22 protein-coding genes are annotated in these 24,348 nt (G+C 62.7%); 7 read left to right on the top strand and 15 right to left on the bottom strand.

Annotated features, from left to right (window positions below; all coding sequences use genetic code 11):
- Positions 1-177 precede the first annotated feature (177 nt).
- Genes HNQ71_RS30910 through HNQ71_RS30900 form a run of 3 tightly spaced genes read left to right on the top strand, consistent with a single transcriptional unit; the run spans position 178 to position 4,780 of the window.
- The gene (locus HNQ71_RS30910) at positions 178-3,108 is read left to right on the top strand and encodes a molybdopterin oxidoreductase family protein (protein ID WP_184877637.1); all 2,931 of its coding nucleotides are present in this window, start codon (positions 178-180) and stop codon (positions 3,106-3,108) included.
- Positions 3,105-3,839, top strand: coding sequence for a 4Fe-4S dicluster domain-containing protein (locus HNQ71_RS30905; protein ID WP_184877635.1), 735 nt, complete (start codon positions 3,105-3,107; stop codon positions 3,837-3,839). The genes HNQ71_RS30910 and HNQ71_RS30905 overlap by 4 nt, the downstream gene beginning before the upstream one ends.
- A gap of 5 nt (positions 3,840-3,844) precedes the next feature.
- Complete coding sequence (locus tag HNQ71_RS30900; RefSeq protein WP_184877633.1) at positions 3,845-4,780, top strand: dimethyl sulfoxide reductase anchor subunit family protein; 936 nt, start codon at positions 3,845-3,847, stop codon at positions 4,778-4,780.
- Between the two features lie 23 nt (positions 4,781-4,803).
- On the opposite strand, the gene pdeM is transcribed toward HNQ71_RS30900, so the two are convergent.
- The 5 genes from pdeM to HNQ71_RS30875 all read right to left on the bottom strand — a co-directional run bounded on the left by pdeM (position 4,804) and on the right by HNQ71_RS30875 (position 10,863).
- Positions 4,804-5,520 (bottom strand): ligase-associated DNA damage response endonuclease PdeM, encoded by a 717-nt coding sequence (pdeM, locus tag HNQ71_RS30895; RefSeq protein WP_184877625.1) that lies wholly within the window; start codon positions 5,518-5,520, stop codon positions 4,804-4,806.
- Positions 5,521-5,533: 13 nt separating this feature from the next.
- Positions 5,534-8,053 (bottom strand): ligase-associated DNA damage response DEXH box helicase, encoded by a 2,520-nt coding sequence (locus HNQ71_RS30890; protein WP_184877623.1) that lies wholly within the window; start codon positions 8,051-8,053, stop codon positions 5,534-5,536.
- 66 nt (positions 8,054-8,119) lie between these two features.
- Positions 8,120-8,980 carry a C40 family peptidase gene (locus HNQ71_RS30885; RefSeq protein ID WP_184877620.1) on the bottom strand — a complete coding sequence of 287 codons (861 nt, stop codon included), beginning with the start codon at positions 8,978-8,980 and terminating at the stop codon, positions 8,120-8,122.
- A gap of 95 nt (positions 8,981-9,075) precedes the next feature.
- The gene (locus HNQ71_RS30880) at positions 9,076-9,426 is read right to left on the bottom strand and encodes a MarR family winged helix-turn-helix transcriptional regulator (protein WP_056588405.1); all 351 of its coding nucleotides are present in this window, start codon (positions 9,424-9,426) and stop codon (positions 9,076-9,078) included.
- Positions 9,427-9,498: 72 nt separating this feature from the next.
- Positions 9,499-10,863, bottom strand: coding sequence for a leucyl aminopeptidase family protein (locus HNQ71_RS30875; RefSeq protein WP_184877618.1), 1,365 nt, complete (start codon positions 10,861-10,863; stop codon positions 9,499-9,501).
- 124 nt (positions 10,864-10,987) lie between these two features.
- On the opposite strand from HNQ71_RS30875, the gene HNQ71_RS30870 reads away from it, so the two are divergent.
- A complete protein-coding gene (locus HNQ71_RS30870; protein ID WP_184877746.1) occupies positions 10,988-11,803 on the top strand; it encodes a tetratricopeptide repeat protein in 816 nt (271 codons plus the stop codon).
- A gap of 164 nt (positions 11,804-11,967) precedes the next feature.
- Here the strand turns inward: HNQ71_RS30870 and HNQ71_RS30865 are convergent, their stop codons facing one another.
- From HNQ71_RS30865 to HNQ71_RS30825, 9 genes are all read right to left on the bottom strand, one after another.
- Positions 11,968-12,990, bottom strand: coding sequence for a type II secretion system F family protein (locus HNQ71_RS30865; RefSeq protein WP_184877616.1), 1,023 nt, complete (start codon positions 12,988-12,990; stop codon positions 11,968-11,970).
- 9 nt (positions 12,991-12,999) lie between these two features.
- The gene (locus HNQ71_RS30860; protein ID WP_184877614.1) at positions 13,000-14,013 is read right to left on the bottom strand and encodes a type II secretion system F family protein; all 1,014 of its coding nucleotides are present in this window, start codon (positions 14,011-14,013) and stop codon (positions 13,000-13,002) included.
- Positions 14,014-14,033: 20 nt separating this feature from the next.
- Entirely contained in the window at positions 14,034-15,539 is a 1,506-nt protein-coding gene (locus HNQ71_RS30855) for a TadA family conjugal transfer-associated ATPase (RefSeq protein ID WP_184877612.1), read from the bottom strand.
- 29 nt (positions 15,540-15,568) lie between these two features.
- Positions 15,569-16,852, bottom strand: a complete 1,284-nt coding sequence (locus HNQ71_RS30850; protein WP_245331028.1) for a CpaE/TadZ family protein — start codon at positions 16,850-16,852, stop codon at positions 15,569-15,571.
- A 43-nt stretch (positions 16,853-16,895) separates the two neighbouring features.
- On the bottom strand, positions 16,896-17,633 hold the full coding sequence (locus tag HNQ71_RS30845; RefSeq protein ID WP_184877610.1) for a CpaD family pilus assembly protein: 738 nt from the start codon (positions 17,631-17,633) through the stop codon (positions 16,896-16,898).
- A gap of 12 nt (positions 17,634-17,645) precedes the next feature.
- Positions 17,646-19,163 carry a type II and III secretion system protein family protein gene (locus HNQ71_RS30840; protein ID WP_184877602.1) on the bottom strand — a complete coding sequence of 506 codons (1,518 nt, stop codon included), beginning with the start codon at positions 19,161-19,163 and terminating at the stop codon, positions 17,646-17,648.
- Complete coding sequence (cpaB, locus tag HNQ71_RS30835) at positions 19,160-19,975, bottom strand: Flp pilus assembly protein CpaB (RefSeq protein ID WP_184877600.1); 816 nt, start codon at positions 19,973-19,975, stop codon at positions 19,160-19,162. The genes HNQ71_RS30840 and cpaB overlap by 4 nt, the downstream gene beginning before the upstream one ends.
- A gap of 214 nt (positions 19,976-20,189) precedes the next feature.
- A complete protein-coding gene (locus HNQ71_RS30830; RefSeq protein ID WP_095082371.1) occupies positions 20,190-20,708 on the bottom strand; it encodes an A24 family peptidase in 519 nt (172 codons plus the stop codon).
- Positions 20,709-20,887: 179 nt separating this feature from the next.
- Positions 20,888-21,064, bottom strand: coding sequence for a Flp family type IVb pilin (locus tag HNQ71_RS30825; RefSeq protein WP_184877599.1), 177 nt, complete (start codon positions 21,062-21,064; stop codon positions 20,888-20,890).
- Between the two features lie 327 nt (positions 21,065-21,391).
- Here HNQ71_RS30825 and HNQ71_RS30820 point away from each other — a divergent pair, with 327 nt between their 5' ends.
- From HNQ71_RS30820 to HNQ71_RS30810, 3 genes are all read left to right on the top strand, one after another.
- Entirely contained in the window at positions 21,392-21,814 is a 423-nt protein-coding gene (locus HNQ71_RS30820) for a pilus assembly protein N-terminal domain-containing protein (RefSeq protein ID WP_095082375.1), read from the top strand.
- A gap of 138 nt (positions 21,815-21,952) precedes the next feature.
- Entirely contained in the window at positions 21,953-22,534 is a 582-nt protein-coding gene (locus HNQ71_RS30815; protein WP_184877597.1) for a TadE/TadG family type IV pilus assembly protein, read from the top strand.
- Between the two features lie 46 nt (positions 22,535-22,580).
- Entirely contained in the window at positions 22,581-23,192 is a 612-nt protein-coding gene (locus HNQ71_RS30810) for a TadE/TadG family type IV pilus assembly protein (protein ID WP_184877744.1), read from the top strand.
- A gap of 44 nt (positions 23,193-23,236) precedes the next feature.
- On the opposite strand, the gene HNQ71_RS30805 is transcribed toward HNQ71_RS30810, so the two are convergent.
- Positions 23,237-24,202 (bottom strand): phosphate/phosphite/phosphonate ABC transporter substrate-binding protein, encoded by a 966-nt coding sequence (locus tag HNQ71_RS30805; RefSeq protein WP_184877595.1) that lies wholly within the window; start codon positions 24,200-24,202, stop codon positions 23,237-23,239.
- Positions 24,203-24,348: the final 146 nt, after the last annotated feature.

Genomic DNA, 24,348 nt, shown 5'->3' with positions numbered 1-24,348 from the left:
CCAGCGAATCGCAGAGAACAAAATGATCGGGCGGTTCAGATCCCTGCTTGCCCATTGGACCCGCGGCATCCGGCGGCGGCTGGCCGGTGACCGATACCACCCGGAAGAGCACTATATGCGCGGCCCCGGGCCGAAGACTCGAGCCAAGTCCGCAAGCCATGCGGGCACCAACGGATCATGATGCATCGACCGCCGAACGGCGCGAATTCGGCACCATCGCAACGCCCGCTTGCCGACACGCGCGCGCCCGATGAAGGCGACGGCGTCGACACTTCGCCAAGCATTTCCGACAGCATCGCCAAGACGACCTGCTACATGTGCGCCTGCCGCTGCGGCATCGACGTGCACATCAAGGACGGCAAGGTCCGCTACATCAACGGTAACAAGGACCATCCCGTCAATCGCGGCGTGATCTGCGGCAAGGGCAGTTCCGGCATCATGCAGCACTACAGCCCAGCCCGGCTGAAAAAACCATTGCTGCGCACCGGTCCGCGCGGCTCGGGAGAATTCCGCGAGATCGAGTGGGAGGAAGCCTTCTCGATCGCGACCGAACGGCTCTCGGCCATCCGCCGGACCGATCCGAAGAAGCTCGCCTTCTTCACCGGCCGCGACCAGTCGCAATCCTTGACCGGCTGGTGGGCAAGCCAGTTCGGCACACCGAACTTCGCCGCCCATGGCGGCTTCTGTTCGGTCAACATGGCGGTCGGCGGCCTCTATACGATCGGCGGCTCGTTCTGGGAGTTCGGCGAACCCGACTGGGACAACACCAGATACTTCATGCTGTTCGGCGTCGCCGAGGATCACGACTCCAACCCGATCAAGATCGGCCTCGGCAAGCTCAAGGCGCGCGGTGCCAAGGTGGTGTCGATCAATCCGTGCCGGACAGGCTACAACGCCATTGCAGACGACTGGATCGGCATCCGGCCCGGCACCGACGGCCTGTTCGTGTTCGCCCTCATCCACGAATTGCTGAAGGCCGGGCGCGTCGATCTCGACTATCTCCTGCGCTACACCAATGCGCATTTGCTCGTCATCCAGGAGCCGGGCGCGGCGGATGACGGGCTGTTCGCTCGCGACGCCGGCGGCAATCTGCTGGCCTGGGACAGGGTTGCGAAGACGCCTGTCAGCGCCACCGATACCGGCGCTGAACCTGGGCTGACGGGCAGCTTCACCATCGACGGCCGCCGCTGCGTGCCGGTGTTCCAACTCATCGCCGACCGCTACCTCGCAGAGGGCTACGCACCCGATGCGGTGGCGGAGCGCTGCGGCATTCCAGCCGACACGATCCGCAGGATCGCCGCCGAACTGGCGCATGTCGCCTTCCAACAGACGATCGAATTGCCGGTTGCCTGGACCGACTGGGCTGGGCGCCGGCACGAGACGATCAAGGGGCGGCCAGTGTCGATGCATGCCATGCGCGGCATCTCCGCCCATTCGAACGGTTTTCATACCTGCCGCGCCATCCATCTCTTGCAGGTGCTGCTCGGCACCGTGGATGTTCCCGGCGGCTTCCGCTTCAAGCCGCCCTACCCGAGATCGCCGCCGCCAGGCCCAAAGCCTTCAGGCAAGACCGTTAAGCCGATGACGCCGCTCGACGGCATGCCGCTCGGCTTCGTCTGCGGGCCGGACGACCTTTTGGTCGACGAGGCCGGTACGGCCGTTCGCATCGACAAGGCTTATTCCTGGGATGCGCCGATCGCTGCGCACGGCCTGATGCATACGGTCATCCGCAGTGCCTGGGCCGGCGACCCGTACCCGATCGACACGTTGATGATGTACATGTCGAACATGGCCTGGAATTCCTCGATGAACACCGTCGAGACCATGGCGATGCTGACCGACAGCGACGAAGCGGGCAACTACAGGATCCCGTTCATCATCTATTCCGACGCCTACTATTCCGAAACGGTGCCGTTCGCCGATCTCGTGCTGCCGGACACAACCTATCTCGAACGTCACGACTGCATCAGCCTGCTCGACCGGCCGATCAGCCATGCCGACGGACCGGGCGACGCCATCCGCCATCCCGTCGTCGAGCCGGATCGCGACGTCAGGCCGTTCCAGTCGGTGCTGATCGAACTCGGCGCGCGGCTTGGCCTGCCGTGCTTCGTCAATGACGATGGCTCGGCCAGATACCGCGACTATGCCGATTACATCGTCAACCATGAGCGCACGCCCGGAATCGGCCCGCTTGCCGGCTGGCGCGGCAAGGATGGGAGCGCGATCGGCAAGGGCGAGGCCAATCCGGACCAATTGCAGCGCTACATCGACAATGGCGGCTTCTGGCACCACGATTTTGCTGAGGACCAGCGCTACTACAAGATGGCCAACCGCTCCTATCTCGACTTCGCGGTGCAGATGGGCTTCATCCCCAAGGCCGAGCCGGTCGTCTTCCAGCTCTATTGCGAGCCTCTGCAGCGCTTCAGGCTGGCCGCACGTGGCCATGGCCGCGTGGTGCCGCCGGAGGGCGACCGCCAGCGCATCGAGACCTATATGGACCCGCTGCCGTTCTGGTACATGCCGTTCGAGGAAGCGGCCGTCGATTTGCAAGACTATCCGCTGCATGCGCTGACGCAGCGGCCGATGCACATGTACCATTCCTGGGGTTCGCAGAACGCGTGGCTGAGACAGATCACCAGCCAGAACCGGCTGTTCGTGCATCACCGGACCGCCGCTGGTCTCGGTCTTGTCGATGACGACTGGGTGTGGATCGAAAGCATCAACGGCAAGGTCAAGGGGCAGATCAAGCTGGTCGACGGGGTGAACGAAAGCACGGTCTGGACTTGGAACGCGATCGGCAAGCGGCGCGGCAGCTGGGGGCTGAAGGACGATGCCGCCGAATCCAACCGCGGCTTCCTGCTCAACCACATCATCGGCGACCAGACCTCGGCCGACGCCAGCGGCAAGCGCTATTCGAACTCCGATCCGGTGACCGGCCAGGCGGCGTGGTTCGACCTGCGCGTGCGCCTCGTCAAATGCGCGGCCGAGGAAGCCGGCTTCACCGAACCGCAATTCGAACGTTTCCAGCAACCGCCGCACTTCGAACCCTCACCCGACAGACTGACCTTCGGCGCTGAGTTCCGCCGGGCAAGGGAGGCGGCCGAATGACCTGTCTGCCAAGTCAAAGCGGCAAGAAGCTCGGCCTCGTCATCGATCTCGACACCTGCGTCGGCTGCCAGGCCTGCGTCACCGCCTGCAAGGAATGGAACACCGGCGGCCACATGGCGCCGCTGACCGACATCGACCCCTATGGCGGCCAGGTCGACGGCGTCTGGTTCAACCGCGTCCACAGCTACGAACACACCACCGAGATGGGCGGGCGGACCGTCAACTTCCCGCGCTCTTGCCTGCATTGCGAGACGCCGGCCTGCGTGACGGTCTGCCCGACCGGCGCCTCCTATAAGCGGGCCTCGGACGGCATCGTGCTGATCGACGAGGACAAGTGCATCGGCTGCAAATTGTGCAGCTGGGCCTGCCCTTATGGGGCGCGCGAATTCGACACCGACGTCGGCGTGATGAAGAAGTGCACGCTGTGCGTCGACCGCATCTACAATGACAATCTGGCCGAGGAAGACCGCGTGCCGGCCTGCGTCGCCGCTTGCCCGACCAGCGCCCGGCATTTCGGCGATCTCGGCGATCCTGCGTCGGCCGTCTCGCAGCTGGTGGCGGAGCGTGGCGGCGTCGACCTGATGCCGGAACTCGGCTATCACCCGACCAACAAATATTTGCCGCCGCGCGCCCACGCCAAGCGTGCCGCATCGGTGGCCGCGCCGGCACTCGAACCGGTGCGGGCCGAAGGCGGCTTCCTCGGCTGGGTCGACCGCATGCTTTCGAACTGATATCCATGCATCCAGCCTTCTCCGTCGTCTTCTTCACCACCGCCACCGGCGCCGGCTATGGGTTGCTGGCGCTGCTTGGGGTGCTCGGAGGTTTCCAGATCATCCCGCCCGATTTCTGGCTGGGTCTCATCGGCATGGGCCTTGCGCTTGGCCTGATCATAGCCGGGCTGCTATCCTCGGCAGGTCATCTCGGCAGACCCGAGCGCGCCTGGCGGGCGTTCTCGCAATGGCGCAGTTCATGGCTGTCGCGCGAAGGCGTTGCCTCTGTCATCACTTTCGTTCCGGCAGGCCTTTTCGGTATCGGCTGGGTGTTTTTCGGCCGCAGCGGCGGCTGGGTGACTATCGCCGGATTGCTGGCTGCCATCGGTGCGGTCGTCACCGTCTGCACCACCGGCATGATCTATGCGTCGCTGAAGCCGATCGCCCAGTGGCACAGCCGCTTCACGCTGCCCGGTTACCTCTTTTTTTCGGCGATGACCGGCAGCGTGCTGTTGAACGCGCTGCTACAGGGATTCGCCATCGGCTCGAAGACCCTTCTGGCGGCCTCGGTGCTGCTAGGTCTGCTCGGCTGGGGTTGGAAGGTGACGACCTGGCGCTACAATGACCGGTTGGAAATCCCGACCAATGCCAACAGCGCGACCGGACTGGCCGGCGGCACGGTACGATCGCTGGAATGGCCGCATACCGAAGAGAATTATCTGCTCAAGGAGATGGGATTCCGCATCGCGCGCAAGCACAGCGCGCGCCTGCGCCAGATCACACAGGCTCTGGCCTTCGCCTTGCCCGTCTTGCTGCTTGCCGCCGCATTCGCCCTGCCGTGGCCCTTCGCGGCGATGCTGTCGGTCCTTGCCGCCATTGCTCAGTTCGCCGGCATGCTGGTCGAACGATGGCTGTTCTTCGCCGAGGCGAAGCACACGGTGACGCTCTATTACGGGCGGTAGAGACAATTGACGGAAGAGTGGCTTCAGCCGGGTCGCAGCATCGAGCGGGAGATCGCAAAGATGCGCTCGGCGCCGAGCATGTAGGCCATCAGCGTGTCCAGCCGGAACAGGCCGGCATAGGCGCGGTCGAGCACATTGAGCGAGCCGGTATAGGCGCCGAAGGCCGGCATGATCATGCGGCCGCCATCGCCGGCAAAGCAGCGCCGGCGCACCGAACGGCCGCGCTGCACGATGCGCGCGCACGGGTGCAGATGGCCGGCTATTTCGCCTTCGACACGCTCCTTCGACGGCTCATGCCGGAACAGCAGCGAGCCTATGGCAAGCTCCCGCACCGTCTCGCCGGGCAGGTCGGCGGGCGCTTCCGGATCGTGATTGCCCGCGACCCAGAACCAGTCGCGGCCTGATATCAGTGCTTCCAGCCGCTCGCGGAAGCTCGCATGCATGCGCTCGGCGCCACCGCCATCGTGGAAGCTGTCGCCCAGGCTGATGACGATGGATGGCTGGTAGTCGGCGATCACGGCCTGCAGTCTCAGCAAGGTCGCGCCGGTGTCGTAAGGCGGGATCAGCGCGCCGCGCCGCGCCAGCGACGAACCCTTTTCGAGATGCAGATCGGAAACGGCCAGAAGCCGCAGATCCGGAAAATAAAGCACGCCGCGCCGGTCGCAGACGGCACGTTCGCCGGCGATGGCGACAAGATCGGCCTCGGCGATCAGCGACGTGCGCGCCAGCGAAAAATTCATCTCGAAATCAGTCTCATCTTTGACCCATGGCCTCCTCGACCAGATCGGCAGCTTCCATCAAGAGCGACTCGTTGGCGCCGCCATTCACCAATTCCTTGCCGATCTCCAGCATGATCGGCACGGCCAGCGGCGATATCTGTTCAAGATGCTTATGCATGATTCGACCGCGGACACGCGAGAGCATCTCGGCAAGTCTGCTGACATCGAGCAGTCCCGCCGATGCATCGGTGCGCGTCGCCTGCAGCAGGATGTGGTCCGGCTCGTGGCTGCGCAACACGTCGTAGATCAGGTCGGCCGAGACGGTCACCTGCCGGCCGCTCTTCTCCTGGCCGGGAAAGCGCTTTTCGATCAGCCCGGCGATAACTGCGCAGGTGCGAAACGTCCGCTTCAGCATCCAGCTGTCGTTCAGCCAGGCCTCGAGGTCGTCGCCGAGCATGTCTTCGTCGAACAAGGCGGCCAATGAAGGCTTCTTGGCCTTGAACAGGGCCGCCATGTCGTCCAGCGCCCAGATGGCTAGCGAATAGTCGGTGGCGACGAAGCCGAGCGGACGGGCGTTGGCGCGCTCCAGCCGCCGCGTCAAAAGCATGCCGAGCGTCTGGTGCGCCAGCCTGCCCTCGAAGGGATAGGCGACCATGTAGTGGCGGTTGCCGCGCGGAAAGGTCTCGACCAGAAGGTCGCCGCGTTTCGGCAGCACCGACTTTTCCTTCTGCAGCCGCAGCCAGTCGGCGACCTGCTCGGGCAGCGCCTGCCAACGGCTGCTGTCGGCCAACATGCCGCGCACCTGATCGGCGAGATAGGTCGACAGCGGAAACTTGCCGCCGGCATAGGACGGGACGATGATGTTGGCGCCGGCGCCGTTGGAGACGACGCATTCGTTCTCGCGGATACCCTCGAAGCGCAGCACCTTGCCGGCAAACAGGAAATTGTCGCCGGGGCGCAAGGTCTCGGCGAAATATTCCTCGATCTTGCCCAGCACCGGCCCGCCGCGCCCGGCCATGCCACGACCCTGCCGGACATAGCGGACATTGAGTTCCGGCATTTCGACGATGGTGCCGACATTCAGCCGGTATTGCTGGGCGACACGTGGATGCGAGACGCGCCACAGCCCGCCGACCGTCTTTCGAATGCGGGCGTAGCGCTCGTAGTTCTTCAGCGCGTAGCCGCCGGTGGCGACGAAATCGACGACACGGTCGAAGGTCTCGCGCGCCAGCCCGGCGTAGGGCGCGGCACCGCGCACTTCTTCGAACAAATGGTCGGCATCGAAGGGCGCGCCGCAGGCGACGCCCAGCACGTGCTGCGACAGCACGTCGAGCGCGCCATTGATCAGCGGCGGCGTGTCCTGCGCGCCGAGATAGTTGGCGTCGAGTGCTGCCCGGCATTCCAGCACCTCGAAACGGTTGGCCGGAATGAGGATCGCCTTGGACGGTTCGTCCATGCGGTGGTTGGCGCGGCCGATGCGCTGCGCCAGGCGGCTTGCCCCCTTCGGTGCGCCGACATGCACGACCAGATCGACATCTCCCCAGTCGATGCCGAGATCGAGCGTCGACGTCGCGACGATGGCGCGCAGCGCATTCTCGCCCATCGCCTTCTCGACCCGCCGGCGCTGGCCGACATCGAGCGAGCCGTGATGCAAGGCAATCGGCAGCGAGTCCTCATTGGCCCGCCACAGTTCCTGGAACAGCAATTCGGCCTGGCTGCGGGTGTTGACGAACAGCAGCGTCGTGCGGTGCCGCTTGATCGCCTCATAGATTTCGGGAATGGCGTACCGGGCCGAATGGCCGGACCACGGCACATGCTGCTCGGAGTCGAGAATGGAGATGTCGGGCTTGGCTCCGCCCGCCACGGTGATCAGGCCGGCCATGGCGCCTGGCGGATTCTGGCCCACCAGCCAACGCCGCAATTCGTCGGGCTCGGCAACTGTCGCCGACAAGCCTATCGTCTGCAGGCCAGGCACGTAGTTGCGCAGCCGCGCCAGGCCGAGCGCCAGCAGATGCCCGCGCTTCGACGTCACCAGCGAGTGCAGCTCGTCGAGCAACACATAGCGCAGATCCTCGAAGAAGCGTCTGGCGTCTGGCGCCGCGATCAGCAGCGCCAATTGTTCGGGCGTGGTGAGCAGAATGTCGGGCGGCACCAGCTTCTGGCGCAGACGCTTGTGCGACGGCGTGTCGCCGGTGCGCGTCTCGATGGTGACAGGCAGGCCGATCTCTTCGACCGGCTTGCCGAGATTGCGCTCGATGTCGACCGCCAGCGCCTTCAGCGGCGAGATGTAGAGGGTATGGATACCGCGATGCGCCTGCCCCGGCTTTCGCCTTGGCCGGTTGGCCAGTTCGGTCAGCGAAGGCAGAAACCCTGCCAACGTCTTGCCGGCCCCGGTCGGGGCGATCAGCAGCACCGATTGCCCGCCCTGGGCCCTTGCCAGCAATTCGATCTGGTGGGCACGCGGCGACCAGCCTTTCTCGCCGAACCACCTGATGAATGGTTCGGGCAGGGCCACGGTGGCATTCTGTTCGGCAAGGCGCGGCTGCTCTGTCACGCGCCAGAGGTAGCGCGAAGGTGGGCAATCGCCAAGAAGAATCGGAACAAAAGGGGATCGAAGGTCTTAAGGTTGCCGAAAACCGGTCGGGCCGCCATAGAGATAGCCGATGCGGGCGATCGCCTCCTTCAGCCCTTCGCGCGACACCAGCATGGTGTGGCCATTGGCGTGGATCATTGTGTCGGCGTCGGTCATGACGGCGACATGGCCTTTCCAAAAGACGAGGTCGCCGCGCCGCAGGCCGCCATAATCCGGACCCGGATCGAGTGGTTCCCCAAGTGTCGCCGCTTGCATGTCGGAATCGCGCAACACGTCGCTGCCGGTCATGCGCATCGCCAGTTGCACAAGGCCCGAACAGTCGATGCCGAACCCCGAAGCGCCGCCCCACAGATAGGGTGTGCCCAGAAACATCTCGGCCACCGCAACATAGTCGGCCGCCGTCTCACTGACAGGCCGCAGATGGCCGGCGATGATCGCCTCGCCCGAGGGCAGGACGGCATAATGCGTGCCGCGCGTTTCGGCTGCGCCCGTCACCGTCACCGTCGATCCCATCGACAATTGCCCTGCGATCGGAAACCGGAGATCCGGCCCGGGGTAGAGGAAGGTGCGCGGCACCGACACGATATGGGTCGCCGCATGATCCCGCCCGCCCAGCATGGTATCGGCGACATAACCGACATAGCCATCGCGCTCGGCCTGGATCCAGGCCCAGCCTTCGGCGACCTCGAAGACGAGGACATCATCGCCGAACAGGGCTTGCGTGTTGACGCCGGCATCCGGCCGCGGCCCCTTGCGCACATCGGCCACCGAGGCGGTGATCCGCGCCGGCCGGCCGGCGACGAAGCGGTCGGCCGCGACCTCGCCCTTCAGCCGTGCATCGGCAAGGTCGGAACGGAAAGCGTGCAGGCGGGCATCCCTGGCGGTCAAATCGGCAACTCTGTTTTATCTTGTTGACGCATGATGTTGTCCGAAAAACCGGTTCCCGCTTTTTGCTGCGCTGACCTGCGGTTCGGGATCGTGCTCTAGATGGGCAACTCGTGGGCCTTGGCAATAATACCATCGCCGAAGCGCTCGACAAAGAGCGCGCCCTCGACCGTGCGCCTGATCAGAACGTTGCGCTTGTCGAGTTCGTCGCGATGGCGGGAGACCAGCTTCAACGCGCCCATCGTGTCGAGCGCGCGGGTGATCACCGGCTTGGTGACATTGAGGCGGGCGGCGAGCCCCCGCACCGTGTGCGGCGGCGGATCGAGATAGATGGTGAACAGGATCGCCGTCTGACGCATGGTCAGGTCGGGCGCGTCGTCGCGCACCTGCGACAGCATCACTTGCTGCCACAGTCGCAAGGCCTGGCTCGGGCGCATGGCAATCGACATCCGAGCAGCATGACGGCAAATTGTTTCGGTTCCGTTTCAGTTTCTGCAATTTGCCGGCTCTGCTTGTGGCTATCAGCCAAAGCGTTTCGAAATAATCCGCTCCAGCGCGCGAATGCCTTGCGCCTCGCCGCCGGCGGGGCCGTGCGGACGGTCGGCGGGATTCCAGGCGAAGATGTCGAAATGCGCCCAGCCCGCGGTCTTTTCGACAAAGCGCTTGAGGAACAGTGCCGCCGTGATCGAGCCGGCGAAACCGTCCGTGGTGACGTTGTTGATGTCGGCGATCTTTGAGGACAGTTTTGCATCGTAAGGCCGCCACAACGGCATGCGCCACAACGGATCCTCGGCCGCGACGGAAGCCGCCGCCAAGTCGGACGCCAGCGCTTCGTCGCCGGTATAGAAGGGCGGCAGGTCGGGACCGAGCGCGACACGGGCCGCTCCGGTCAGCGTCGCCATATCGACCAGAAGCTGCGGTTCCTCCTCGTCGGCCAAGGCCAGCGCATCGGCCAGCACCAGTCGCCCCTCAGCGTCCGTGTTGCCGATCTCGACGGCGATGCCCTTGCGGCTTGTCAGCACGTCGCCGGGCCGGAAGGCATTGCCGGCGATCGAATTCTCGACCGCGGGAATGAGCACGCGCAAACGCACGTTCAGCCCGGCGGCCATGATCACCGAGGCGAGACCAAGCACATTGGCCGCGCCGCCCATGTCCTTCTTCATCAACAGCATGCCGGACGACGGCTTGATGTCGAGACCGCCCGTGTCGAAACAGACGCCTTTGCCGACCAGCGTCACTTTAGGCGCGCCTTGCTGCCCCCATCTCATGTCGATCAGGCGCGGTGCGCCGGTCGACGCGCGACCGACGGCGTGGATCATCGGGAAATTACGGTCGAGGAGGTCGTCGCCCTTCACCACCGAGATTTCGGCATTGTGCGCCGCGGCCAGGCTCCGCACCGCTTTCTCCAATTCGTCCGGACCCATGTCGCTGGTCGGCGTGTTGACCAGATCGCGCGTCAGGAAAACGCCATCGGCAACGCGGCGAACATGCGCGGCGTCGACGCCGGCAGGCAAGTCGAAGCGCAGCGCCTTGCCGGGTTTCTTGCCATATCGGGTAAAGACATAGCCGCCGAGCACCAGCGCGGTCGCCGCCAGTTCCGGGTCGGCCGGCGCGGAGGCGAAATGCCAGTCGCCTTCCGGCAACGCTTTCGACAACGCGCCAAGAGCAAGTGCGCCCTCGCCATCGCCGATACCGAACAAGGCGCCGCCGAGGGCTCCCTTTTCGCCGGGCACGACCAGCGTCCTGCCTGACTCGCCGGAAAAGCCGTTGGCCCTCGCCCAGGCGATCGCGGCTGGCGCAAGACCGGCTGCGTCAAGACCATCCCTGCCGACCAGATGGACCGGCAGCGCGCCCGGCAGTTTCTTTTCGACGAGTTCGACAGGCATTCGATGTTCTCCGTGCGGCGGCCTTGAGTCGCCATTCTTAACCATCCGTTAGGGTTAACAGAATATTTCTTCAGGAGGGAAGATGGCCACGCAATGGCCGCGCATGAATGGAGGCCCGGTGCCGATGCCGACCAACCGCACGATCAATGCCAAGGGAAAACGGTTCATCACCACGGCCCTCGTGCTGGCGCTCGCGGCCGGTGTCGCCGGTTGCGCAACAGACAAGTTCACCACCGGCTCGATCGGACGCACCAGCGGCAAACCGCTGGAAACCATGTCGGCGGGAGAACTGCATACTGCGACGGGGGCACTTGGCCAATCCTACGCCAGGAACCCCACCGACAAGCGGATCGCCACCAATTATGCGGCGGCGCTGCAGATGGATGGCGACGCCGACCAGTCGCTCGCCGTGATGCGCAAGCTGGCGATCGCCATGCCGAAGGATCGCGACGTGCTCGCCTCCTATGGCAAGGCGCTGGCCGCTAATGGCCAGTTCGAGGCCGCGCTGGACGCCGTGCGCCGCGCCCAGACACCGGAATATCCCGACTGGAGGCTGGTGTCGGCCGAAGCGGCCATTCTCGACCAGATCGGCCAGAAGGACGACGCGCGCCAGCTCTACCGCAAGGCTCTCGAACTGAAGCCGAACGAGCCTTCGGTGCTCTCCAATCTCGGCATGTCCTACGTGCTGGAAGGTGACCTGCGCACCGCCGAAACCTATATGCGCTCCGCCGCGCAGCAACCGAACGCAGACAGCCGGGTGCGCCAGAACCTTGCGCTGGTCGTCGGCCTGCAGGGCCGTTTCGACGAAGCCGAAAAGATCGCCTCGCAGGAACTCTCGCCAGAACAAGCACAGGCAAACGTCGCCTATCTGCGCCAGATGCTGGCCCAGCAGAATGTCTGGAGCCAGCTCAAGGACAAGCCAAAGTCCGCGACCAACTAGAGCGCGTCTCTCCGAACGTGCTTTAAGTCTTTGTTTCATGCATGTCGTTGTCCCAAAACCGCTGCGCACTTTTCGGCGACATGCATTAGACGACCTTGAAATGACGAAAGCCGCGCTGCGTTCAGCGCGGCTTCGTCATTTGTGGCGCGGGACGAGCCTCGCCTCTATTGCGCGGTCGATGATGGTGCCGAACGATCGCCGAAGATGCCGCGCTGGCTGACCTGAATGCCGGCGGGGCCCAGGATGATGGCGAAAAGCACCGGCAGGAAGAACAGGATCATCGGTACGGTGAGCTTCGGCGGCAAGGCCGCCGCTTTCTTCTCGGCCGCGTTCATGCGCATATCGCGGCTTTCGGCGGCCAGTACGCGCAGTGCATGCGCCACCGGCGTGCCGTAACGCTCGGCCTGGACGAGTGCCTGCGACACCGACTTGACCGATTCCAGGCCGGTGCGGCTTGCCAGGTTCTCGTAGGCCTGCTTGCGCTCCTGCAGAAAGGAAAGCTCGGCGTTGGTGAGGATGAACTCTTCCGCCAGCGCCACCGACTGGGCGCCGATCTCTTCGGCGACCTTGCGCAGGGCTGCTTCCACCGACATGCCCGATTCGACGCAGATCAGCATCAGATCGAGCGCATCCGGCCATGCCATCTGGATCGACTGCTTGCGCTTGGTGGCGCGGTTGTTGATGTAGACGACCGGAGCATAGAAGCCGGCATAGGCAACGAGGATGCAAACGAACAGCCGGATGACCAACGGTTTGTCGGGCAGTCCCCCGAGCAGGAAAATGTAGATCGCGGCCAGCGCGAAGCCGACAAAAGGAAGCACGAGCCGGAAGAAAAGAAACTGCGTCAGCGGGTTCTGCCCGCGAAACCCGGCGACCTTGAGCTTCTGCAATGTGCCCTCATCGGCAAGCGCGCGCCTCAGATCCAGCCGGTCGACAATGTTGCGCATGCCAACCGACTGCTCCTCGCGCAGGCCCTTGCGACGGCGATCCGCCTCGACGGCAAGCCGGGCACGCTGCTGGGCACGCAGTTCGTCGCGTTCCAGCGCGACGGTTTTCATGCGTGACTTGAGCTGGTTTCCGCCAAACGCCGGCAGCAAGGTGAAAACGGTCGCAAACACGGCTATGCCGACCAGCAACGCGATCAGGAAGCTGGGGTCGGTCAGGGATTTGATGACTTGGTCGGTCATGCCGCGGTCCTAGACTTCAAAGTTCATCATCTTGCGCATCACAAAGATGCCGATCGACATCCAGACTGCCGAGCACCCAAGGATCAGGTGTCCAACACTGGTGACGAACAGCGGCATCAGGTAGTTTGGGCTCGACAGGTAGACGAGAAACGCAACGATGAAGGGCAGCGCGCCGATAATGGCGGCGGACGCTTTGGCTTCCATCGACAGGGCCTGGACCTTGGCTTTCATCTTCTTGCGATCGCGAAGCACGCGCGAAAGATTGCCCAGCGCCTCGGACAGGTTGCCGCCGGCCTGCGACTGAATCTGGATGACGATGCCGAAGAAGCTTGCCTCCGTGCAAGGCATGGTTTCGGGCATGCGCAAGGTCGCATCGGGGATCGACAGGCCCATCTGCTGGGAATCGACGATACGACGGAATTCGGTCTTCACCGGTTCGGGCGATTCGTTGGCGATCAGGCGTACGGCGTCGTTCAGCGGCAGGCCGGATTTGACGGCGCGCACGATGATATCGAGCGCGTTTGGAAATTCGTTGAGGAATGCCTTGACCCGGCGGGCGCGACGAAACGAGACGAACCAGCGCGGCAGGCCGAGTGCGCCGGCCAGCAGCACGCCCGGCAAGACGATCGCCGGCGCTCCGGCCATAAAGGCAGCCATCGTCACAGCGAGGCCGCATATGGCGGAATATACATAGAAGCGCTCGACGGTGGTCTTCAGGCCGGCCTGACGGAGTTGGGCTTTCAGCGGTGGTTTCTTGACCGCGCTGTCCTTGGTTTTCTGCTTTGCGTCGAGCTCGTTCAGCGAATCCTGAACCGATTTGCGCCGCTTGACGGCTTCCGCCGCGCGGTCGCGCGAGGCCTTGACGACGGAGCGATCCGTCTCGGCGGTCTTGATCGTTTCAAGCCGCTTGCCGACCTGTTTCTCGTTGCTCATCCGGGTGAACAGAAATGCATAAGCCACCGCGCCGGCACTGAAGCCGGCGAGCACGACAAACGCCAGTACTGTGCCGTCAATTCCAAACATTGGCCAGAACCCTCACGCCGTCAGTCAGCGCGTTTCTCCATCGCCTCGAGCGCGGTGGCGAGGCGCTGCTCCTCACCATAATAACGAGCCCTGTCCCAGAAATGCGGACGACCAATGCCGGTCGATACATGCTCTCCCAGCAGCCGGCCATTGGCGTCCTCGCCCTTGATGTTATAGAGGACGATATCCTGTGTGATGATGACGTCGCCTTCCATTCCGATCACCTCGGTGATGTGGGTAATGCGACGCGATCCATCGCGCAGGCGCGCCGCCTGGATGATCACGTCGATGGAGCCGACGACGATTTCGCGCACGGTCTTCTGCGGCAGCGAATAACCGCCCATCGCGATCATGGATTCGATACGGTTCAGGCATTCGCGCGGGCTGTTCGAGTGGATCGTTCCCATCGAACCGTCATGGCCGGTGTTCATCGCCTGCAGAAGATCGAACACCTCGGGTCCGCGCACTTCGCCGACGATGATGCGCTCGGGACGCATGCGCAGGCAGTTCTTGACCAGGTCGCGCATCGTCACCTCACCCTCGCCCTCCAGATTGGGCGGGCGGGTTTCGAGGCGCACGACATGCGGCTGCTGCAATTGCAGCTCGGCCGAATCCTCGCAGGTGATGACGCGCTCCTCGCGGTCGATATAGTTGGTCAGGCAGTTGAGCAGCGTCGTCTTGCCCGAGCCGGTACCGCCCGAGATGACGATGTTGCAGCGAACACGACTGATGATCTTGAGAACTTCGGCTCCCTGCGGTGAGATGGCGCCGAACTTGACCAGCTGATCGAGGGTCAGCTTGTCCTTCTTGAATTTGCGGATGGTGAGCGTGGCACCGTCGATGGAGAGCGGCGGCGCGATGACGTTGACGCGGGAGCCGTCGGGAAGACGCGCGTCGCAGATCGGGCTGGATTCGTCGACACGGCGGCCAACCTGGCTGACGATGCGCTGGCAGATGTTGAGGAGCTGCTGGTTGTCGCGAAAGCGGATGCCGGTCTGTTCGACCTTGCCGTTGACTTCGATGTAGACGTTCTTGGAGCCGTTGACCATGATGTCGGCGATGTCATCGCGCGCCAGCAACGGCTCGAGCGGCCCATAGCCGAGCACATCGTTGCAGATGTCCTCGAGCAGTTCCTCCTGCTCGGCGATCGTCATCGCGAAATTCTTGATCGCGATGATGTCGTTGACGATGTCACGGATTTCTTCGCGTGCGCTTTCGGGATCAAGCTTGGAGAGCTGCGACAGATCGATCGTGTCGATGAGCGCGGAGAAAACCTGGCTCTTGGTGTCGTAGTAGGATTCGCTCTTTTCGCGCTGGACCCGCTTCAGGTCCGGCGCCGATGGCGGCGCCTCGATTGTGCGGCGCGCCGGCGGCGCGACAGGTGCGCTTGGCAAAGGCGCGGCGGGGCGGGCAAGCACCGCCGTATCCGCAGAACTTGCGGCCGCCGGCGCAACCGGGGTCGGTGCCGGCTGGCGAAATTCCGGCGTGAACCGGTTTCCGTCGTCGCTGCCTCTTTTACCAAACATGATCTGCTACCGATTCCACCGCTGAAACGTCATTTCTTGTTGCGCGAGAGCCTGCCAAGCAGATTGCCAAGCCCTGCCTTCTTCTTCGTCTTGATTTCGCTGCGCCCAGTCAGCACGTGCGCGATTTCGTTGATCATCGCGACAACCGAGTTCTTGGCATCCATTTCGCCAAGCATGCGCCCGTTGTTGGCGGCATTGCCGAACAGCAACGGATCAAAGCCAATGACCGACATCGGCGTCAGGCCGAGCGGCTCGGTGAAATCGGACGGTGAAATCTCCGGGCGCTTGGGGACGCCGGCCTGGTTGATGATCAGCTTCGGCGGCGGGTCGTTGGGACGAAGTCGCTTCAACATGTCGAACAGGTTCTTGGTGTTGCGCAGATTGGCCAGTTCCGGCGTCGCCGTGATGACGATCTCGTCGGCCTTGATCAGCGTGTTCTTGGTCCAGCCCGTCCAGGCATGGGGAATATCGAGCACCAGTAGCGGCACGCTGCGCTGGGCGGTGTCGATGAGCTGCGCGAAGGCTTCGGGATCGAAGTCATAGACCCTTTCGAGCGTCGAAGGGGCTGCCAGCAGCGACAGGTGTTCGGCGCACTGGGTCAGCAGACGGTCGAGATAGACTTCATCGATGCGCTCCGGCGAAAACACCGCCTCGGCGATGCCTTGCGCCGGATCCCGGTCGAAATTGATGTTGGCCGTACCGAAAGCGAGGTCGAGATCGGCGACGACCACCTCGGATTTGAACAGGGTGGACATCGCCCAGGCCACATTGTGGGCAATCGTGGAGGAACCGACGCCGCCCTTGGCGCCGACAAAGGCGATCGAGCGGCCGAGCGGCTCGGCTTCCGGATCAATGAAAATCGACGACACCACGCTGACGATGTCAGCCATCGAGACAGGTGCGATCACATATTCGGAAATGCCGGAGCGGATGAGCTCGCGATAGAGACCGACATCATTGTAATGACCGATCACCACCACCTTCGAGGTCGGATCGCAATATTCCGAGAGCTGGGCGAGTTGCTCCAGCAATTGCTTCGGCTCGCTGCGCGATTCCAGCAGGATAAGATTGGGCGTCGGCGCCGACTGATAGAATTCGATGGCGGTGGGGACGCCGCCCATATGGACCTTGAGATGCGCCTTCGTCATGCGGCGGTCCTCGCCGGCGCGCTCGACCGGATTGGCAACGCCCTCGGTCTCGCAGAATGCCTGGATCGAGATGCGCGGGATCGGCCGCAATGCCTGCATCGCGGCGATGTCTTGCTGCGACGTATCGCTGCCATCCACCGGGGCGTCGTAGGCAAGGTTGCTCATGATCATACTCTTTCGCGTGGCCTGTTCTGTCCGAGACGGCGGCTCAGTAATCTACTTCCGAATTGCCAAGGAAATCGCCCGAGATGCCCCTCTGACGGTAGACATCGATCACCGCGCCGCGATTTTCAGCATCGATGTCGGTAGATTTCCGCGGGCCGAGCAGATCGGCCGGGTTGGCCATCTGCGCGGCGAGATTGTTCTGATAGGAGCAGCCGAAGTCGGCATAATGCTTGTTTTCCGAGGTCTCGACCAGGTCAGCTGGCCAGCGTCCGCATTTGTCGGTCTGGGCTCTCACCGAGACAAAGGAGACGCGAACCGGCGAGGAGATCTCGCTCGAGGCGGCCTGATAGGAGGTGACGACGACCCGGTTGCGCTTGACACCAGCGGCGACCGCGAGCCGTGCGAAATCGCGGGCGGCCGCCGTCGCGGCGACCTCGTTGGCCGACCCGCTCGGGACCTGGATCGTCAGCGTCGGGGCGGCACTCTTGTCATAGCTGTCGAGGAAGCCCAGAAGCGTGTCGCGCTGCGATCCGGTCATGCCGCGATCGCCGGCGCCGACAGGCAGGTCGATCTTCTGGTTCTTCTCCGCGATCACGATGGGATGATTGGTGCGATAATCATCCGGAATCGCACCGACGGTGACGCTGTCGCGATTGGCGCAGCCGGACAGCAGCGCCGCTACCGCAATTGCCAGGACCGGAACGGCTCGCCCGCAAGTTCGCGAACGGCCAAAGCGCATCGTTGTGGCGATGGTGCTTGCCTTCAATGCTGACTGAGACATATCCGCTCCCGCCTATTTGTAGATGAAGCCGACAACGCCATGGTAACGGCCGTTGGGCTTGTCAGTCTGCATGGTGCCGTAGACGCGATTGACCCTGCCAAGGAACATGGCGGCGCCATCGCTGGCAGCGTTGAAATTGTCGTCCGGCTTGGCAAGGTCGTTGCGTGCCACGGGCCGTGCGAGATACGGCGTGATGATGATCACCAGCTCTGTTTCGTTGCGCACGAAATCCCTGCTGCGGAAGAGCGCGCCGAGCACCGGGATCTTTGTCAGCCCTGGCAACCCGTTGACGGCTTGCCTGACATCGTCGCGAACCAGGCCGGCGATCATCATGGAGCCGCCCGAGGGCAGTTCAACGGTCGTATCGGCAAGGCGCTTGCGCAGTGACAGCGCATTCATGCCGGGGCTGGTCACGCCACTGGAGAACGAAACCGACCCTTCCGTCGTCGGCTCGGAAACCGAGGTTCTGACTTTCAGGCTTATGCGGCCGGGAGACAACACCACCGGCTGGAATTCCAGACCAATGCCGTACTCGATCTTGTCGACGCTGTAGGTCTTCAGGCCGGTCTGGTTGTCGGTCGATACATTCTGGGAGACGCCGCTCACCATGTTGTACTCACCACCGACCTTGAAGGTCGCCTTCTCGCCGGACACGGCGGTCAAGGTCGGCTCTGCCAGGGTCTTCATGACCCCGGACTGCTCCATGGCGTTGATATAGGCCTGCAGCCCCGAGGCGCCGATGTTGAAGCCCGAATTCGACAGCTGCTTGCCGAGGCCGGTGAAATTGTCGCTGACCGCGCCGTAGCTGATGCCGTTGCTACCGCCACTGCCGACCATGTTGACGCCGAGCTGCTTCATCACCGAGCGGCTGACTTCGGCGACCGTCACCTTCAGCGTGACCTGGTCGTCGCCGATGATCTGAAGCAGGTTGACGATCTTGCTGGTGCGACGCTCCTGGTCCGGATTGTTGATGTCGACGCCGCTCTGGGCCGAACCGCCGGCCGCGGTCTGCGAATATTGTCCCGTCGTCGCTTCACCGCCCGACACGAAGATCGTCGCCAGGTCGACGGCGCGTTTTGCGTCCAGCGGCGTGTCGACCGTTCCGGTCAGGACGACGTTGTCATTCAGCAATTCCACCTTGATGGCCGACGTCGGAATGAAGCGCTTGATATAGTCCTCAAGGCCGGCAACGTCGCGTTCGACGGCCAGATCCAAACTGACGATCTGCTCGCCATTCGGGCCGAAGACAAAGATATTCGTCTCGCCGACCGACTTGCCGAACAGATAAATGCGCCTTGCGGTGCGGGTGACCGCATCGGCAACCACCGGGTTGGCGACGAGAATGTCATAGGCATCGCTCGGCAGGTCGATGACCACCGACTTGTTAAGACCGAGCTTGACGCGCTGGGTGGCCGTCGACGCCGTGACGTGCGCGTTCTTTGCCTCGACGACGCCTTGCACGTTCGTTCCGATGAGCAGCAGGCCGAATGCCGCGGCTATGATTGCCGGCAGTTTACCACTTAGCCTCATTTCCTTGCCCCCACTTCGGAAACTTCGCCCGACTTGATCAGCCTCACCGTTCCCCTGCGGCCATTGCCGGAAACGAGATAGTCGGCCTCGCCCAGGTTCTTTTCCTGGGTGTCCGCGACCGCCCGCAGCGCCAGAGTCAGGCGATCCGCCATCTGCTGGGCAACCGTGATGATCTCCGCCTGACGCGGTGTCAGTTCCAGCGTGGCGGTCTGGCCCACCCTGGTCTTCTTGCCTTCCTCGTCCTCCTGAATGGTCTGGTCGATTGCCAGCACGCGGATGTTCTTGAGGATGGTTTCAGTGTTGAAACTGGTGGCGCCGCCGCCGCTGGCATCGCCCCTGCGGGTCATGATGACATCGACGTAGTCGTTCGGAAGAATGAAGCCGCCGGCCGACGTGTCGGCCGAGATGGCGGTGGCGACCGCCCGCATGCCGGAAGGCAGGATCGACGACATGAAGCTCTGCCCCTCGCCGATCAGCTTGGAACGCCGCAGAGGCTCTCCGGCGTACATCGCCACGCGGGCAACGGAGCCCTTCAGCTTTTCCAGCGCCTCTGGCTCGGCGGTGCGGGTGATGAAATTCGCGTTGATGCCGTCGGCGGGCCAGGATTGCCAGGCGATGTTTTTCTCGAGCGGACTGCCCATCGGAACGTCGCCCGAAAGCACTAGCACATCCTGCAGCGACACCGCCGGCGCCTGGGGCCCGGAATCGACGACGATCTGGGGCGGCGATGCCACCATGTTCTTCGCGACATAACCGGCACCACCCGCCGCGGCCACCGCCACGCCCAGAATTATCAATCGCGATGCTGGCATCTGTCCGAACCCTTGCCCTGGCAAACCACGTAGCCAAGCCGGACTTTGCAGCGGCAATCGTCAAAACAAGGTTAATGTAATGCTTACGATCGTGATTAATTTAACGTTTACATAAATTAGCCGGAATGTGGCCTGACCGGCCAAAACGGGCCGTCCCGGCGTTGTCGAAAGCCGGCTGCGGCAATGCTGGTGGATAAACGAAATCGGATCGTGTTCAGGTCGCCAGCCTGGTCAGCGCCCAGACCATCAAGGGCGAATCCGGATAGGTCAGCAACCCGCCAAGGCCAAGCGCGATCCCGTAGGGAACCCCATTTGACTCTTCGGCGAAATGGCGCAGAAACGGATTTTGGCCGGTAACGGCCGCAAGCAGCGATTTCCGGTAGAGGAGGATGGCGAGCGTCAGCAGGCCGCCGATGATTGTCGAGACCACAAGATATTCGACGAGATGTATATTGAGACCCATCCACATCGCGGAGGCGGCCAGCAGCTTGGCGTCGCCACCACCCATGCCACCCATTGCAAACAGGCCGAACGTCACGGCCAGGACCAGGGCGCCAGTGGCGATATGTCCGCCATAGGCTGCCCATTCCATACCCGTCAGCGGCGCAACCAGCGCGAAAACAACAACAAGCAGCACCGGCACGCGATTGGCGATCGTCATCGACAGCATGTCGGAGATCGCGGCAAACAGCATGCAGAACGGAAACACGACGAAGATCAAGGCTTCAAGCATCGGCGCTATGCCTATTGTCCGATTTTCACGGGGCTCAATCTAGCCATGTTCGATTAACGATTGGTGAGGCCCGGAACGAAAAGGCGACTGGTATTGGCAGCGGAACAGAGAAGGGCCGCCACGCGGCAGCCCTTCTTCAGAACGTGATCAGAGCGCTCAGCGCTCAGCTATGCGGCATATTAGCTGCCGCTGCTGTTCAGGGTGTTTCCGATAGCCAGGAACTTGGTGTTGAGTGCATTGCCGAGCGCGCCAGCGCCAGTGATGATGGCGAGCGCGATGAGAGCGGCGATCAGACCATATTCGATAGCGGTCGCGCCGGATTCGTCCTTCACAAAACGTGCGATGAGATTAGACATTCGAGAGCTCCTACTCCACGTGTTACAGCACTTCCGTCAACTTCTGCGTTGGTTGATCGGATACTGGCAATCTAGGGAGAAGCTCTTTCGATCGGCTTAATAAACAGCCTTACCGATTCCTTTCCCGGTTCGAATATATTGCGTGGTTAACCCAGCACTAAATGCCGGCCGGCCCCATCCGTTTGCAGGGGTCGATGGTGGGGAGATCGCGCTCCGCAGGCAATCAAGTTGGCACGCCGCACCCTTCGACCAGGGTGTCCGCTTAACCGTTGGTTCACCAATCTCGTTCATGTTCCGTTGATCAGTCTGCTTGCGTGGAGCGCCTTAATGGCCCAGCCGAGATCGTCAATCGTGATTGCTGCGCTTCTTGTCGCCGCGAGCTTCGTCGCGCCCGCCATGGCCGGGGCCGGCATCGAGGTCACGATGAACCAGGCCAAGATCGTCAAACTGTCGCGTCCCGCCGATACGATCGTGGTCGGCAATCCGGCAATCGCCGACGCTTCCGTACAGGACGCCTCGACGATCGTGTTGACCGGCAAGGGTTTCGGCGTCACCAATCTGGTCGTGCTCGATACGGACGGCAGCCCGATCGTCGACGAACAGGTTACCGTCGTGCGGCAGGCCGCCTCGTCGGTGCGTATCTATCGCCGTGCAGAAATACAGACCATGTCCTGCACGCCCTATTGCGAAAGCTCCTATAAGAGTGATGCGGAGAAATCCTCCGAGGCTGAGATGAACGGCACCCGATAGGATGGCGCGGTGGAATGCCGTTCAGGTTATCGGCTGGTTAAGACGCCATCGACGACTTTAACGATCATTCAAACCGGGCCTCAATTGGTTTGCGCTAATACGCCTTCCGAGACCGCATAGAGATCGGCAGGATCAGACATGAGCAAGGAATTCGGCTCCGCAGACGGGCACAAAGCGAGACGCCCAAGGTTTTTCGCTCGCTTCCTTCGCGACCGGCGCGGCAGTACGGCAATTGAATTCGGAATCCTTGCAATCCCGTTCGCGCTGCTTGTCTTTGCCATTCTGGAAAGCTGCATCGCATTTGCCGGCCAGGAAGTGTTGTCCAACATCACCGACGATGTCGCGCGCCGCCTGCGCACAGGCCAGTTGAGGGCGGCCGACGTCGCCGGAGACAATTTGAAGAACATGATCTGCGCCAAACTGGAGATCATCGTCTCGCAGGATTGTCCCAATCAACTGGACGTGGATCTTCGCCAATATACGACGTTCGCCGCCGCCGCCTCGGCCGGCTTTAAGATTCAGGCTGGCCAAGTCGTCCTGACAAACGGTGGCGCTAACCAATCCTTTTCCGTTACGGCGGGTGCGGCGGAATCGAAGAACATGCTGCGGGTCTTTTACAAATGGCCGATCATGACCGATCTGTTGGCGCAGTCGATGGGCGGCAACAGGACCCTGCATTTTGCGTCGGTAACCTGGCAGAACGAGCCGTTCGACAATTGAGTTCGAGGCGGATGCACGAGCAGTAAAAGAAAAAAGGGCAATGGGCATGATGCGTGCGGGGGCACATCTCAAGACTTCAGGAATTTGGCGCAAAGCAATTCGATTCGGGTCCGATCGCCGTGGAATCGCGGCAGTCGAGTTCGCTTTGATCATGCCTCTTCTGCTGGCCATGTATTTCATCACCATGGAGGCGTCACAAGCCATCGAGACCAGCAAGAAGGTCAGTCGTATCGGCAGCATGGTGGCTGATCTCGTCACGCAGCAGACGACGGTCGTCAAGGCAGATATCGACGCCATCATGGCGATCGGCGCCGTCACCCTTCAGCCCTACAACCGCTCGGTCCCGGGCATCACCATCACGGCAATACAGGTCACGACCGACGCGACACCGCTGGTGCAGGTGGTGTGGTCGCGCAAGCTGGTCAATGGCGTCGCCAGCGCTGGCCCCACCACCGCCACGGTTCCTCCAAAACTCAAAGTCGCCGGCACCTTCCTCATCCGCGTCGACAGCACTCTCGGCTACACGCCGGTCATCGCCTGGTCGTCGGGCAATCAGCAGAAGCTTGGATTGACCTCGGCTTTCAACAACATAACGATGGGCGAAACCTACTATCTGCGTCCCCGCAGAAGCACAACGATCCCTTGCGGCGACTGTTAAATCGGGACCGCTGAGCCGTTCGCAGACCACTCCAAGGCGTCGCGTTACTGCCCCGGACCGCTGCCCGAGACGAGGCGCACGACAGCGGCGGCCATCTCGTAGTCCTTTGGCGCCACCACAGCGAAGCCACCGGAATGCTTCGATTCCAGGAGATCGTAGATGTCTGGCGTCATCGACTTGAGGTTGGTGAGAAACACGGTGAGCCGGCGCTTGGCTTCCGGATCGAGATCGCTGCGGACGGCGTGGGGACCATATCTCAGCAGGCCCGACGTCCATACGACCTGAAGTGCCGTTGCCGAAAGCCCGGCTGCTTCGAGCCTCGCCTGGGTGCCCGATGCCTGCGGGCCCGATGCTCGAGTGCCTGATGCTTGAATGCCTGATGCTTCCGGTTGGCCGTCGCCAGCGGCCGTTACCCAACCGAACAGGCCATCGGCCTTGCCATCGAGCAGCATCGTTTCCGCCGCCGCAGCCGACTCGGCATGGACCAGAAACGGCGCATTGTCTGCAATCTTGCGGCCTTCTGCTGTCAACGCCGCCAAGGGCAACAGAGAACCGCCGACGCTGTCCGAAGGGGCCATGGCTATGCGATGGCTTTCCATTGCCGCCAGATCAGGCAGCTTGCCGTCGCGCGTCAGCAGAACGGAGCGGATGCCGATCGCGCCGTCAAAATCGACCGGAGCTACAAGCGGCTCGATGCATCCGCAGCGTTGCGACGCCGTCGCGTAGGCGGTCGCCGAATAGATTGCGTATTCGATGCGGGCATTGGCCTGCGCCTCGATCAGCACGGCATAGTCGCGGGCAACGACAAACTCGACCTTCATGCCCAGGGCCTTGGTGTAGGCGTCGGTCAACCGTGCCAGCCCCGGAACGGTGTTGCCGGCGCCTGGCTCGGCAACAATGCCGATGCGGAACGTACCGATATCATCGCGCCAGTCGGCATGCGCCGGATTGGACCAGAGCGCACCCTGCACCAGCAAGAGAGCGGCGTAGGCCTTCAGGGCAACCCTCATGACCGAACCGCCGTCTGCTTTCCTCGATCCATATCCATGCCCGGCACATCGTTGCGACATGCCAAAACCGCTGCGCACTTTTTGGCGACACGCATCAAGACTATCACGCCTGGTCGTTGCCGTTTGGTTTCCGAATTGCCAACGAA

The sequence above is a fragment of the Mesorhizobium sangaii genome, from assembly GCF_014207355.1.
GTDB lineage: Bacteria > Pseudomonadota > Alphaproteobacteria > Rhizobiales > Rhizobiaceae > Mesorhizobium > Mesorhizobium sangaii.
This window is presented reverse-complemented; position numbering and strand designations above follow the sequence as displayed.

Bases quoted from the DNA above. Each gene is read 5' to 3' on its own strand.
- HNQ71_RS30850 (WP_245331028.1), bottom strand. From the start codon at position 16,852: ATGAGCAACCTTGCCTACGACGCCCCGGTGGATGGCAGCGATACGTCG.
- HNQ71_RS30825 (WP_184877599.1), bottom strand. From the start codon at position 21,064: ATGTCTAATCTCATCGCACGTTTTGTGAAGGACGAATCCGGCGCGACC.
- HNQ71_RS30870 (WP_184877746.1), top strand. From the start codon at position 10,988: ATGCCGACCAACCGCACGATCAATGCCAAGGGAAAACGGTTCATCACC.
- HNQ71_RS30830 (WP_095082371.1), bottom strand. From the start codon at position 20,708: ATGCTTGAAGCCTTGATCTTCGTCGTGTTTCCGTTCTGCATGCTGTTT.
- HNQ71_RS30840 (WP_184877602.1), bottom strand. From the start codon at position 19,163: ATGAGGCTAAGTGGTAAACTGCCGGCAATCATAGCCGCGGCATTCGGC.
- cpaB (WP_184877600.1), bottom strand. From the start codon at position 19,975: ATGCCAGCATCGCGATTGATAATTCTGGGCGTGGCGGTGGCCGCGGCG.
- HNQ71_RS30805 (WP_184877595.1), bottom strand. From the start codon at position 24,202: ATGAGGGTTGCCCTGAAGGCCTACGCCGCTCTCTTGCTGGTGCAGGGT.
- HNQ71_RS30820 (WP_095082375.1), top strand. From the start codon at position 21,392: ATGGCCCAGCCGAGATCGTCAATCGTGATTGCTGCGCTTCTTGTCGCC.
- HNQ71_RS30810 (WP_184877744.1), top strand. From the start codon at position 22,581: ATGATGCGTGCGGGGGCACATCTCAAGACTTCAGGAATTTGGCGCAAA.
- HNQ71_RS30910 (WP_184877637.1), top strand. From the start codon at position 178: ATGATGCATCGACCGCCGAACGGCGCGAATTCGGCACCATCGCAACGC.
- HNQ71_RS30905 (WP_184877635.1), top strand. From the start codon at position 3,105: ATGACCTGTCTGCCAAGTCAAAGCGGCAAGAAGCTCGGCCTCGTCATC.
- HNQ71_RS30900 (WP_184877633.1), top strand. From the start codon at position 3,845: ATGCATCCAGCCTTCTCCGTCGTCTTCTTCACCACCGCCACCGGCGCC.
- HNQ71_RS30875 (WP_184877618.1), bottom strand. From the start codon at position 10,863: ATGCCTGTCGAACTCGTCGAAAAGAAACTGCCGGGCGCGCTGCCGGTC.
- HNQ71_RS30865 (WP_184877616.1), bottom strand. From the start codon at position 12,990: ATGACCGACCAAGTCATCAAATCCCTGACCGACCCCAGCTTCCTGATC.
- HNQ71_RS30855 (WP_184877612.1), bottom strand. From the start codon at position 15,539: ATGTTTGGTAAAAGAGGCAGCGACGACGGAAACCGGTTCACGCCGGAA.
- HNQ71_RS30815 (WP_184877597.1), top strand. From the start codon at position 21,953: ATGAGCAAGGAATTCGGCTCCGCAGACGGGCACAAAGCGAGACGCCCA.
- HNQ71_RS30845 (WP_184877610.1), bottom strand. From the start codon at position 17,633: ATGTCTCAGTCAGCATTGAAGGCAAGCACCATCGCCACAACGATGCGC.
- pdeM (WP_184877625.1), bottom strand. From the start codon at position 5,520: ATGAATTTTTCGCTGGCGCGCACGTCGCTGATCGCCGAGGCCGATCTT.
- HNQ71_RS30860 (WP_184877614.1), bottom strand. From the start codon at position 14,013: ATGTTTGGAATTGACGGCACAGTACTGGCGTTTGTCGTGCTCGCCGGC.
- HNQ71_RS30880 (WP_056588405.1), bottom strand. From the start codon at position 9,426: ATGTCGATTGCCATGCGCCCGAGCCAGGCCTTGCGACTGTGGCAGCAA.